Source organism: Pseudomonas petrae (genome assembly GCF_021728295.1).
GTDB lineage: Bacteria > Pseudomonadota > Gammaproteobacteria > Pseudomonadales > Pseudomonadaceae > Aquipseudomonas > Aquipseudomonas petrae.
Genome location: NZ_JAKJXE010000021.1, coordinates 1 through 12,415, shown reverse-complemented (window position 1 = coordinate 12,415; position 12,415 = coordinate 1). Strand labels below are relative to the sequence as shown.

The following is a 12,415-nucleotide window of genomic DNA, read 5'->3' as shown; positions in this document are numbered from 1 at the left end:
CCCGGCCCCTTACAGGAGCGCGCTGGCCCGCGAACGCGCGCTTACAGCCACATTCCTGATAAATGACCCACCGCAATCGCGGGCAAGCGCACTCCTACACAAGTACGCTCGCACGCTGTCACCACCGCATCACGCCCAATCTGGCTTATAATCGCGCGCTCTCGTAGTGCTGCCGGGCCGATCCTGCGGCCCGAAACCGGATCTTTCAATGTTACGAATCACCGAATTCAAACTGCCGCTGGACCACGCGGACGACGAACTGCGCCCCGCACTTCTGCAACGCCTGGCCATCGGCAGCGACGAGCTTCTGGATTTCACCCTGTTCAAGCGCAGCTACGATGCGCGCAAGAAATCCACCGAACTGCAATTCATTTACACCGTCGACTTCCAGGTGCGCGACGAAGCCGCCCTGCTTCAGCGCCTGAGCCACGACAAACACATCGGCCCGGCCCCAGACGTGAGTTACAAAGTGGTCGGCCACGCCCCTGCCGATCTGAGCCAGCGTCCGTTGGTCGTCGGCTTCGGCCCATGCGGGATTTTCGCGGGTCTATTGCTGGCGCAAATGGGCTTCAAGCCAATCATCCTCGAGCGCGGCACAGAAGTCCGTCAGCGCACCAAGGACACCTGGGCCCTGTGGCGCAAGAACGTCCTCAACCCTGAGTCCAACGTACAGTTCGGCGAGGGCGGCGCGGGGACGTTTTCCGACGGCAAGCTCTACAGCCAGATCAAAGACCCGAATTTCATCGGCCGCAAGGTCTTGCACGAGTTCGTCAAAGCCGGCGCGCCGGAAGAGATTCTCTACGTCAACAAGCCGCACATCGGCACCTTCCGGCTGACCGGCGTCGTCGAGAACATGCGCCATCAGATCGAAGCGCTGGGCGGCGAAGTGCGTTTCCAGCAACGCGTCACGGATGTGCTGATCGAAGACGGCCAGATGCAGGGCGTCCTGCTCGACAGCGGCGAGCGCATCGACTCGCGGCACGTCATCCTGGCGCTGGGCCACAGCGCCCGAGACACCTTCCGCATGCTTCACGGGCGCGGCGTTTACATGGAAGCCAAACCGTTTTCGGTCGGCTTCCGCATCGAGCACCCACAGGGTTTGATCGACCGCGCGCGACTGGGCAAGTATGCCGGTCACCCGAAGCTGGGCGCGGCGGATTACAAGCTCGTGCACCACGCCAAAAACGGCCGTTCCGTGTACAGCTTCTGCATGTGCCCCGGTGGCACCGTGGTGGCGGCGACCTCTGAGCCCAACCGCGTCGTCACCAACGGCATGAGCCAGTACTCGCGCAACGAGCGCAACGCCAACTCCGGCATCGTCGTGGGCATCACGCCTGAGCAGGATTATCCGGGCAGCCCGCTGGCAGGCATCGAACTGCAGGAGCGTCTGGAGTCCCACGCCTACATCATGGGCGGCGAAACCTATGAAGCCCCAGCGCAACTGGTAGGCGATTTCATCGCGGGCAAAGCGTCGACGGCGCTGGGCGGCGTCGAACCTTCCTACAAGCCGGGCGTAAAGCTGACCGACCTTGCCGACGCGCTGCCCGCCTTCGCCATTGAGGCCATTCGTGAGGCGCTGCCCGCGTTCGAGAAGCAGATCAGAGGATTTTCGCAGCACGATGCGATCCTCACCGGCATCGAGACGCGCACCTCCTCACCCCTGCGCATCACCCGAGGCGAAGACATGCAGAGCCTGAACGTCAAGGGCCTGTTCCCGGCGGGCGAAGGCGCAGGCTATGCCGGCGGCATCCTGTCGGCCGGCGTCGATGGGATTCGCGTTGCCGAAGGCCTGGCCCGCAGCATGCTGGGTATCGCTGGATAAACTGCTGTAAGGCAAATCCTGCGCTGAAATAAAAAGCTGAAATGCAAAACGCCCCGAATCATCGGGGCGTTTTGGCATGCGGACTTTCTACGTCTAACTTAAGGAGAGGCAACGCTTCAGGGCATTCAGCGCGGTTTAGTGGCTGACGCGACTGGTGCCGTTGACGGTCATGATGCGAACGCGCTCACCCACACGGAAGATCTCGTTTTCCTGAACTTCCTGCACATAGGCACGCATGGTGCCGTCGTCTTCACGCACAGTGATCTCGACGCCTTGAGCACGGGTCAGGCCGCCTTCCGCTGCCGATCCCAGCAGACCACCGGCGACCGCACCGATCACGGCCGTCACGATGCTGCCGCGACCGCCACCGATGGCGCTGCCACCCACGCCACCGACGATGGCACCGGCACCTGCGCCGATCGGAGTTTTGGTGCCTTCAATCTTCACCGGACGCAGCGATTCGATGGTGCCCAGGCGTACGGTCTGCACCTGACGAGCTTCGTCACGCGAGTACGAGTCGCCGGTGAGGCTTGAAGTACAGCCGCCCAGCGTCAGCGCCATGGCGGTGAACGAAGCAACCAACAGAACAGACTTACGCATAACAGTATCTCCAGAGGTACAGGTAGCCATTAGACTCTGCGACGCCAATCGGTGTCACGGCCCTGTACCGATAATTTACGTTTATTCAGGCGTGATACAGCAACCCGCCAGCGCCTACCTCAGTGGACGACGGCGCCGGAGATTGATTCAAAGAAAAGTGTGACAGAGATCCTCGGGCTAGTAACCAGGGGCTCCGAAGACCGGCGTTCATGGCGCGAGGCGTTCGCGCTGCCATTCATCTTCAACCAGACGATAGTTCAGGCGATCGTGCAGACGGCTTGGACGTCCCTGCCAGAATTCGATGCGATCCGCCACCAGACGATAACCGCCCCAGTGATCGGGACAGTCAGGCTGGGTGTCCATGAAACGCGCCTCGGTGGCTTTGAGCAAACCTTCGAGTTCTTCACGGTCGGCGATCACCCGGCTTTGCGGCGATGCCCAAGCACCCAGGCGGCTGCCGAGAGGGCGTACCTGGAAATACGCGTCGGATTCTTCATGGCTGACCTTGGTCACGCGGCCTTCAATGCGCACCTGACGTTCCAGCGTGGGCCAGAAGAAGGTCATGGCGGCGAAAGGCAGGGCGCTCAGCTGCTGGCCTTTGGAGCTCTCGTAGTTCGAAAAGAACGTGAAACCCTGAGCGTCCAGACCTTTCAGCAGCAGCACCCGACAGTGCGGGCGGCCGTCGGCGTCGACGGTCGCCAGCGTCATCGCGTTGGCCTCGACCGGCGCTTGCTCGGTTTCGACCGCTTCATTGAACCAGCGATGAAAGAGTGCGAAAGGTTCTTCCGGAGCCTGAGCTTCAGTCAACCCTTCGCGGGCATAGTTACGACGCATATCGGCCAGACGCTGGCTCATCACTGCCTTCCTTAATCGAGATCCGTGAACAGAATCCCGATCTTAACCTCAGTTGCTGGCTTGAGCATCCGGGGCAGGTTTTTTGGCCGCAGCTTTCGCAGGCGCTGCCTTGGCTTTTACCGGCGCAGCTTGCTTCACAGGTGCTTTTTTGGCCGCAGGCGCTTTGGCTGCGGAAGCCTTGGTAGCAGCGGCTTTCTTGACCGGTGCAGCCGATTTGGCAGGCGCTGCAGCCTTGGTCGGCGCAGCCACCGGTGCCGGAGCGGGCGCGTTGGCGGTTTGCACGGCCAGCAGGGTTGGCGCTGGCGGCAAGTTGTACTTGGCCATCAGGGCAACCATGGTGTCTTGCGGCGTGAGGATGATTTCCACACGGCGGTTGAGTGCGCGACCCGGCGCGCTGTCACCGGCTGCACGGGGCATGTCGGCGCCCATGCCACGCAGGTTCAGACGGTTACGCTGCAGACCGCTGAGGCGGAAAATCGCCGCGACCGACTGTGCGCGCTGCTGGCTGATCTTGAGATCGGCATCGCTGGCGACATCGCTGTGGCCCAGCACCAGAACAGCGGCGCGCTGGTCGACTTCAACGATCTTGGCCATGCGGCTGATCGGGCCGAGGTTGGTCGGCAGGAGCATTTCCGGACGCTTCGGATTGAAGGTGCTGTCAGCCGGCGCGGTCACCACGAGGATGTCGTCACGGCGCTCAAGCTGAAACTGGCTGTCCTTGATCGCTTCGCGAACTTTCGGCTCGTTCAGATCCAGCCAGGCCTGAGTCACTTTCGGGTCGATTTTGGGAATAGCTGGCGCGGCGTCTTTTTTGGCTTCGGTTGCACCGAACGGCCACCACCACTTGTTGGCGTCGCTGGCCTGGGCAACGGCCGGGGCTGCAGCCGGTTGAGTAACGGCAACTTCTGGTTTCTTCTCGGTTTCGCCGTGGTCGGAGCCAAACGGCCAGTACCAGCGCGTACCGGTCTCGGCCTGGGCTTTCGCCACTTGCGCAGCCGCCGGGCTTGGCGCTGTGGCTGCAGGAGCTGCATCGGCGCCCTTGCCTGAACCGAACGACCACCAATGGTCATTGCTGGCCGACTGATCCTGAGGGGTCTGCGCACAGCCGGTGACGGCGAGGCAGATGGCGAATGCGAGACTTTTGTTAGCTGACATGGGTGACCCACATGAATAATTGATCAGAAAATGAACGAAGCAGCGCTCATATAACACGCATAAAGACCGTTTTGGAAAAAGAAACCGCCCTACGGTTCCGTTATCCATCTTTAACTGACAGTCGGTAGAACAAGCACTTAACGGCGATAGTTATTGCAAACACTCACCAAGCACGCGCACCAGACGCTGGGCGCGCGGATCCATCAGCACATAGGGACCGAGGGTGTTGGTCACGAACCCGAACGCCACATCGCGCTCGGGATCGGCGAAACCGACCGAGCCACCTGCGCCGGGATGGCCAAATGACTTGGCACCCAGCCCGAACGTCGCGTTAGGCACCGTGGGTTGATCAAGCATGCAGCCCAGACCGAAGCGGGTCTGGGTGAGCAGCGTCTTGTCCTGGCCCATGCTGTGCTCGCGGGTCAGCTCGTTGAGCAGGTCGCCGTCCAGCAGGCTGCCATCGAGCAAGCCACTGTAGAAACCGGCCAGGCTGCGTGCGTTGCCATGGCCATTGGCGGCAGGTTGCTGCATGCGCCGCCATTCCGGCTTGTTGGTGCTGGTCATGATCGACGGCGGGTTGGTGAACGCCCGCGCCGTCATGGAAGCAGGCTCGCGCATCGTGGTCTGCAACAGTCGCTGCGCAGCCTCATCACCTGCATTGCCCTTGCCTCTGGCAATATGGGCGACGCGGTGAAATTCTGCATCGGCCAGACCGACATGGAAATCCAGGCCCAACGGGCGCGAAATACGCGCAGCGATGGATTCACCCGGACCGCGCCCGTCGGCACGACGAATCATCTCACCCACCAGCCAGCCGTAGGTGATGGCGGCGTAACCGTGGCCCTGCCCCGGCGTCCACCAGGGCTCCTCGGCAGCCAATACGCTCGTCATGGCCTGCCAGTCGTAAAGCGCTTCGGCCGGCAATATTTCACGGATCGCCGGGAGCCCGGCTTGATGGCACAGCAACTGGCGCAGTGTGATGGATTGTTTGCCGTTGGCGGCGAATTCGGGCCAGAGACGCGCCACGGGCTCATCCAGATTCAGCTTGCCCTCGCCCACCAACTGCAAGGCCGCGACCGCCGTAAAGGTCTTGGTGCAGGAAAAGAGATTGGCGATGGTGTCGCTGTGCCAGACTTCGCTGCCATCCTTGTCTGCCGTACCCGCCCACAGATCCAGGACCGTCTCCCCGCCGATCTGCACGCACAGCGCAGCGCCACGCTCCTGCGGATCGTCGAACAGCGCGGCGAATGCCTCGCGTACGGCCTCAAACTGAAGCTCGAAATGGCCTTGAATCTGCACGGTCTGGCTCTCCGGTCGGGCTGCAAAAATGGCGAATATTGTTCCAGCGATTGCGTGCTTTGGGAACCGCCCGGTTAAGGGCGCTTGCCGATCACATCCACAACCTGCCCATTGGCCTTGCGTACCGCTTCAACGAAGCCCTGATACGGCACGTCGGTGATGCCCACCAGCCCAAGATGGCCGTTTTCGCCGTCCAGCAAGCGGCCGGTGACAGGCTGATCCAGGTACTGGAACCAGTGCACACCGACGATGGAAGGCTCAGCCAACGCACTTTTCAGGAAATTGGCATACGCCGGGCCGCGATCTTCTTCACGCGGCACTTCGATCACCCCGCCCCAGAACGGCCCGCGATCACGGGAACCAAAGTGAAACTCACTGACCAGCACCGGCTTGTCGAGCACGCGCAGTTTCGCGAAGTCCACGCCGTCCTGCGGTTTGAGGGTGTAGAAGTTGAAGCTCAGCACGTCGCAGAACTTGGCGCAGGCTTCAACCGCCTCGGGGCTGGTGACGCCAAAGCGGCCGCCGAGCAGCAGATGGTTCGGCGCATGCCACTTGAGCGCGTCGGAAATGGTTTTGAAATAGGTCTCGGCGAACACGCGCTGAAAATACCTGAAGTCGTTTTCGATCTCAGGGTGCTCTGCGCTGGGCAGCGGCGGCTCGAAGCCCGGGTCTTCCATCAATTCCCATGCGGCGAGATGGATGCCCCACGCCTTGGAGAGCCCTTCCTCGTTCCGGTACTTGTCACGCAACTGCTTGAGAAACGCGCGCTTGGCCGGCACATCGGTGGTCAGCTTCAGCGTGCCGTAGGCCAATGCGTAGCGATCCTTCGGATCGTTGCCCGGCGCAGCCCAGGCCAATTCGTTATCGGCGAAGTAACCGATCAGGTACGGGTCGTCGCGATGGTCGCGCGCAGCGATGGCGACGGCCCGCTCGGTGGCCATGGCAAAGCGCGGATCGAACGGATCAGGCATGCCGCCCCACCAATCCTGGCCGGTGCTGATACTCACGTAGTCGCCAACGATGGACAGCGGCAGCGTGTAGGGCACGTGTGCCTTTTTGCCGTTTTCGAGATTTTGCAACGCGGGCTCGCTCCAGTTGCCGACGGTGTTGAAACCCCACGCCAGCAAGCGTTGCAAGGTGTGATCAACCCAGCGTTTGCTGTCCACAATCACCGGCTTGCATTCGATTGCAGGCGCAGGGATGGCGGGCTTTTCGGGCTGAAGCGCTGCCGCGGTGTGCTCGGTCGAGCTGTCGCCAGTGGATTCGGTCGCTGCTGGGGTGGTGGCTGCGGTCGTGGCTGTGCTCGCGTCTTCGTCGTCGGCCGGATCCACAGGCATTGAGACTTCAGCACACTTCGGCACACCGTACGTGCGTTGCAGGTTCGCACCATAGAAATCGAACCAGCGGCCCTGATCGAACTGCCGGTTGCGGTTGGCGCCCGTTTCGCGGTTGTCGTCGCCCTTGCCATAGAACGCGGCGAGCGGATCGTCGCTGCCGGGCAGGCCGGTGAACATGGCCTCGCGGCCTTCGACGTAGGTTTGGCTGTCGTCAGCGGAGATGGCATTGACGCCGAGCGAGTAGAACGGATGGCCTTCCGGCGTCACCAGATACCAGCGCTCGTCGCGCTTCTCGGTGCGGAAAAAGCCTTTCGCTTCGAACGCCGGGCCGTTGAGCAAGCCGCCGTATCTGTCGTGGGCCGGACGGTCTTTCAGCCAGGTTTGCAGCTGTTGCTGCTCCTTGCCCGCCAGCGTCTTGAGCTGATCGTCGCTGGTGACCTTCTCCGGCCACTTGCCCCGGGTGAACTGACCGTAGCCGTCGACCAGGTTGCTGTAGGCAGCAGTTTGCAGCGCATCGCCCTCTTGCACGCCGAACTTCTCGATCAAGACGGACTGCGCAACGTTGGGTTGAGACATCGACACGGTGACCGATGAAACTTCAGCGCTGTTCAGTTCACCTTCGGTGTTGGCCAGCAACACGCGCTGCCCCTCGTACATCCAAGGCATCGGTGGGGCGGCGCGCATGCCCTGGCTCAGCGGCGAACTGGCCTTGAGCGGCAGCACCAGTGTTTGCGCCGGGCCAGCCGGCAGGTCGATGCGGCTGGTGAGGATTTTGCCGTCGCGGCTTTCGATCTGCACGTACACCGTCAACGCCCAATCCATCGCGCTTTGCAGGCGCAAGGTCATGGCGCTGTCGTGGCTCCAGTCCCAGACGCCGGACTGCGGGGCCAGCTGCAGACTGGGCTTGGCAACCGGATTGAAAACCACCCGGCGCAGCACTTCGCCTTCGGCGGTCTGTTCGGCGTTGGCCTGGGGAAACCCGGCATCCTGGGTCGTGACCTTCACCACGTCGGCGGGCCGGACGAAATTGAACAGCGTCTGCTGCACGTCAGGCGCGGCGTGGGCCATGCCCGCGCACAGCGTGGCAAGGATGGCGGACAGTGAACGGCGAATCATGTGATCTGAAGCTCCTTGATCATCTGAGGCCGGAGCACGACAGGGCGCGCGCATCCGGGCGGACCGAGTTTAGAACCGGTCAACCGTGTTTCATTTGCAACACGGGTTCAGGAAATTTCGCGCCGAAATGGCGGCAGTGCGTTGAGGATGGCTTTGCCATAGCGCTGGGTCACGACCCGGCGATCCAGCAGCGTGATGATGCCTCGGTCCTGTTCAGTGCGCAGCAAACGACCACAGGCCTGGATCAGGCGCAGCGAGGCGTCGGGAACGGCGATTTCCATGAACGGATTGCCGCCTCGCGCTTCGATCCACTCCGCCAGCGCGGCTTCGACCGGATCATCCGGCACAGCGAAGGGAATCTTGGCGATCACCACGTGCTCGCAGTAGGCGCCCGGAAGGTCGACCCCTTCAGCGAAGCTCGCCAGCCCGAACAGGACGCTTTCATCGCCACCGTCGACCCGCGCCTTGTGCTTGTTGAGGGTTTCCTGTTTGGACAGATTGCCTTGAATGAACACCCGCTTACGCCAGTCCCGCTCGAGGCCGTCGAACACTTCCTGCATCTGTTTGCGCGACGAGAACAGCACCAGCGTGCCTTTAGAGCCTTCGACCAGATTCGGCAGTTCACGGATGATGGCTGCCGTATGTTCGGCCGCGTTGCGAGGGTCGGCCTTGAGGTCCGGCACGCGCAGCACGCCTGCGTCGGCATGGTGAAACGGACTCGGCACCACGGCGGTGACGGCGTCTTTCGGCAGCCCGGCACGCATGCGGAAACGGTCAAACTTGCCCAACGCAGTCAGCGTGGCCGAGGTCACCAGCGCGCCGTAGGCGACGTTCCAGAGGTTGCGGCGCAACATTTCGGCGGCCAGGATCGGGCTGGCGTTTACCTCGATGTCGAACAGAGAGCCGCTGTCGGCCAGGGTCAGCCAGCGCGCCATGGGCGGGCTGTTTTCCGGGTCTTCGGCGGTGAAGGCCGTCCATAATTCCCAGTTGCCGTGGGCGCGGGCCAGCAAGCTGCCGAACAGCGGGTACCACTCTTCCGCCTGATGGCTGGCGATGCCGATGTTGACCTCGCCGTCCATGCCTTCTTTAAGCAGCTCAGTCAGGCGCGTGAACAGGTCGTCGAGCCGGGCAAAGCCTTTTTTCAGCTCGATACCCATCTCGCGCATGTGTTCGGGGACCACACCGCCGACGAAGCGATGGCGCGGGCGCTCGCGGCCTTCCATGTCTTCGCCTTGCTTGAAGTCGGCAAGCTGCTCACAGGCAGTGAACATGAATTGCTGCTGGGTCTTGATCTCGCGGGCCAGCTCGGGCACTTGCTCGATCAGCTTGCCCAGGTCGCCCGGCAGCGGGTGCTGGGCGAGCAATTTGGTGAGGTTCTTGGCGGTTTGCTCCAGCCAGTCAGCGGTGGAGCGCAGACGACTGAAATGGGCGAAGTGGCCGATCGCCTTATCTGGCAGGTGATGGCCTTCGTCGAAGACATACAGGGTGTCGCGGGGATCGGGCAGGACCGCACCGCCGCCCAGCGCAAGGTCAGCAAGGACCATGTCGTGGTTAGTGACGATGACGTCGACTTTGCCCATGCCCTCGCGAGCTTTGTAAAAGGCGCACTGCTGGAAGTTCGGGCAATGGCGGTTGGTGCACTGGCTGTGATCGGTGGTCAGGCGCGCCCAGTCCTGGTCGGCCAGTTCCTGGGGCCAGCTGTCGCGATCGCCGTCCCATTTGTTGCCCGCAAGCTTTTCGATCATGGTGGTGAAGAGCTTCTGGCTGGCCTCGTCCACCTCGATCTTGAAGCCTTCTTCTTCGAACAGCTGCGCGGTCGCGCTCTGGGCGTCGCCTTCCTGCAGCAGCATGTCGAGCTTGGACAGGCACATGTAGCGGCCACGGCCCTTGGCCAGCGCGAACGTGAAGCTCAAGCCACTATTGCGCATCAGGTCGGGCAGGTCTTTGTAGACGATCTGCTCCTGCAGCGCGACGGTCGCGGTGGCGATGACCAGGCGCTTGCCGGCAGCCTTGGCAGTCGGGATGGCCGCGATGGCGTAGGCCACGGTTTTGCCGGTGCCCGTCCCCGCCTCGACTGCCACCACGGCGGGATCACCCGAACGGCGGCCTTCTTCGTCGGTATCGACGTCGCCCAGCACCTTCGCCACTTCAGCGATCATCAGGCGCTGGCCGTAACGAGGCTTGAGGCTCTTGGCTTCGAGGAAACGCGAGTAGGCGCCCTGAATCTGGGATTTGAGTTCGGTGCTGATCATGGGCTGGGTCGTTGGCTCGGCGTCACGGGTGCTGAATGAAAACACGAAAACCGCTGGATATATCTTCAGTAGTCGCAGCGGGCGGCTATCATACCGCGCTAATTCTTTCTGCGCAGATCGGAGTTCTTGATGTCACCTGTAGCCTTTGTCTACGCCTTGCATGTGCTGGCAGCGATTGCGTGGGTAGGAGGAATGTTTTTCGCCTGGATGATTCTTCGACCGGCGGTCATCGCCGCCCTTGAGGGCCCGGCCCGGTTGAAGCTGTGGCTGCAAGTGTTGCCGCGGTTCTTCGTCTGGGTCTGGTGCGCGGTGATCATGCTGCCGGTGACCGGTATCGGCATGATCAACGTGAACTTCAGCGGCTTTCAGAGCGCGCCTCGCTATGTGCAGGTGATGATGGGTCTGTATGTGGTAATGGCGGCGTTGTTTCTGCGGGTTTCGACGCTGAACCTGCCGCAGTTGCGCAAGGCTGTGCTCGCTGAGCAATGGGCGGATGGCGCGGCCGCGATGGCTGGAATCCGGCGTCTGGTAGGGATCAATCTGATCGTGGGGGTGGTCGTTGTGGCGATCGCCGCGATTCGGCCGATGTTCTAAGTCAGCTTTCTGATCTGTAGAGACGCGCTTGCCCGCGCAGGGAGTTCAGGCATCCCTGGCAGGCGCGCCTCTAAGGCAGATCGGCGCTTATAAGTTGCGAACCACGATAGCGCCTACCGGCCCTGCTGCACCGGACTGGCCCTTGTCGCCGTTCTTGCCGGACTTGGCGCCGTCAGCGCGGTAGACCACGCAGCCTTTGGACGCGCCGCCTTTGCCGCCGCGACCGCCGTCTCCGCCGATGCCACCGGCGCCGCCCTGTACGTTGACCTTGATGCGGTCATTGCCGAAGGTCGCCGGGAGTTCGAGACGAACGAGCGCACCCGGCGCGCCGTCACGGCCGTTGCCGCCATTGTCGCCGTCGATCCCCCGACTGGCGGAACCCCAGGTGCAGCCCGGATCGATGCCGTTGCCGCCGTCGAGGCCGACGTAACCGGGCGAGCCCGCGCCGCCGCGGGCGTCGACGAAGAGTTGGTCAGCCTTGAGTTGTTCGATCCGCAGGTTGAGGTTGCGGCCTGGCGTTGGCGGTTTCTCGAAGGTGCCCGGGGCACCCCGCGCGGTGATTTCAGCGCCGCTGCCGAGGTCAACCTGTTTGACCTGCAGGCTGAACGGTTCGGCGCTCGGGACGATGGCGATGCGTGATTCATGGCCCATGATGAGTTGGCCGACTTTGACCTCGGTGAGCCCGGCCGGGATCAGGAGGGTGCCGTAGTCGGCGACTTCGAGTCGATCCAGTTGCAATACGCTGGTTTTGGAGGGCAGGCGCATTAGCGAGTGGGTTTCGACGGAGATGGTCTGGGCCATGATCCAGGGGCTGCTCAGGGCGGACAACAGGCCTGCCGTCATCAGCATCGCGTTACGCATGGTGTACCTCCGCGTGTGGGCGTGGGAGTGTGTTGAGGTGGAATAGGCCGAAGAGCAAAATCTGGAGGCGATCGCGCCAGGGGTGGGGGCGGCCGCGCAGGCTGGCGTTGTAGCTGATCAGTTCGATGATGTGGGTGAGCAGCAAGAGGCCGCCTGCCAGTTTGAACAACAGGTCGAAGGGGTGTGGCATGGCGATGGTCAGGCTGGTGATTATCAGTAGCCAGAATGCTGTAGTCAGTACTTTCCCTGTTCCCCAAATCACACTCATGTGGTGCCTCTGCTGTTTTTAGTTTTGTTCGGTGAAAACGGTTCGCGCACAGTACGGGGACGGGGGGGACTATGCCAGAGGCAGGTTTCAAAAGTTGCCTGCATTTATACGGTTGCGCTGGGATTGGGTGAATATCCGTTATTTGTGTTTGCCGGGATTATGGTTCCGCCCTTACGGCGGGTCACTTTTGGCAAAAGCGCCCCGAAAGTAACCAAAAACGCTTTGCTCCCGGTTGGGTTCCTCCTTCGTCGGAATA

10 protein-coding genes are annotated in these 12,415 nt (G+C 62.1%); 2 read left to right on the top strand and 8 right to left on the bottom strand.

Translation table 11 applies throughout. The annotated features are described in order from the left end of the window. The first annotated feature begins 208 nt into the window (after positions 1-208). A complete protein-coding gene (locus L4G42_RS24660; RefSeq protein WP_237254540.1) occupies positions 209-1,822 on the top strand; it encodes an NAD(P)/FAD-dependent oxidoreductase in 1,614 nt (537 codons plus the stop codon). 135 nt (positions 1,823-1,957) lie between these two features. On the opposite strand, the gene L4G42_RS24655 is transcribed toward L4G42_RS24660, so the two are convergent. The 6 genes from L4G42_RS24655 to dinG all read right to left on the bottom strand — a co-directional run bounded on the left by L4G42_RS24655 (position 1,958) and on the right by dinG (position 10,436). Continuing rightward, entirely contained in the window at positions 1,958-2,422 is a 465-nt protein-coding gene (locus L4G42_RS24655) for an outer membrane lipoprotein (protein WP_037012225.1), read from the bottom strand. A gap of 207 nt (positions 2,423-2,629) precedes the next feature. Then, the gene (gene pdxH, locus L4G42_RS24650) at positions 2,630-3,277 is read right to left on the bottom strand and encodes a pyridoxamine 5'-phosphate oxidase (protein WP_237254541.1); all 648 of its coding nucleotides are present in this window, start codon (positions 3,275-3,277) and stop codon (positions 2,630-2,632) included. A gap of 48 nt (positions 3,278-3,325) precedes the next feature. Continuing rightward, complete coding sequence (locus L4G42_RS24645; protein ID WP_237260017.1) at positions 3,326-4,432, bottom strand: OmpA family protein; 1,107 nt, start codon at positions 4,430-4,432, stop codon at positions 3,326-3,328. A gap of 150 nt (positions 4,433-4,582) precedes the next feature. Then, complete coding sequence (locus L4G42_RS24640) at positions 4,583-5,731, bottom strand: serine hydrolase domain-containing protein (RefSeq protein ID WP_237254543.1); 1,149 nt, start codon at positions 5,729-5,731, stop codon at positions 4,583-4,585. A 74-nt stretch (positions 5,732-5,805) separates the two neighbouring features. After that, on the bottom strand, positions 5,806-8,184 hold the full coding sequence (locus L4G42_RS24635) for a beta-galactosidase (protein ID WP_237254544.1): 2,379 nt from the start codon (positions 8,182-8,184) through the stop codon (positions 5,806-5,808). A gap of 107 nt (positions 8,185-8,291) precedes the next feature. Next, a complete protein-coding gene (dinG, locus tag L4G42_RS24630) occupies positions 8,292-10,436 on the bottom strand; it encodes an ATP-dependent DNA helicase DinG (protein WP_237254545.1) in 2,145 nt (714 codons plus the stop codon). Positions 10,437-10,565: 129 nt separating this feature from the next. On the opposite strand from dinG, the gene L4G42_RS24625 reads away from it, so the two are divergent. Continuing rightward, complete coding sequence (locus L4G42_RS24625; RefSeq protein ID WP_237254546.1) at positions 10,566-11,030, top strand: CopD family protein; 465 nt, start codon at positions 10,566-10,568, stop codon at positions 11,028-11,030. 87 nt (positions 11,031-11,117) lie between these two features. Here L4G42_RS24625 and L4G42_RS24620 read toward each other — a convergent pair whose 3' ends face one another. Together L4G42_RS24620 and L4G42_RS24615 are read right to left on the bottom strand one after the other, a co-directional pair. After that, positions 11,118-11,891: a collagen-like protein gene (locus L4G42_RS24620; RefSeq protein WP_237254547.1), complete on the bottom strand. Its 774-nt coding sequence runs from the start codon at positions 11,889-11,891 to the stop codon at positions 11,118-11,120. Next, complete coding sequence (locus L4G42_RS24615) at positions 11,884-12,159, bottom strand: DUF1145 domain-containing protein (RefSeq protein WP_237254548.1); 276 nt, start codon at positions 12,157-12,159, stop codon at positions 11,884-11,886. The genes L4G42_RS24620 and L4G42_RS24615 overlap by 8 nt, the downstream gene beginning before the upstream one ends. Positions 12,160-12,415: the final 256 nt, after the last annotated feature.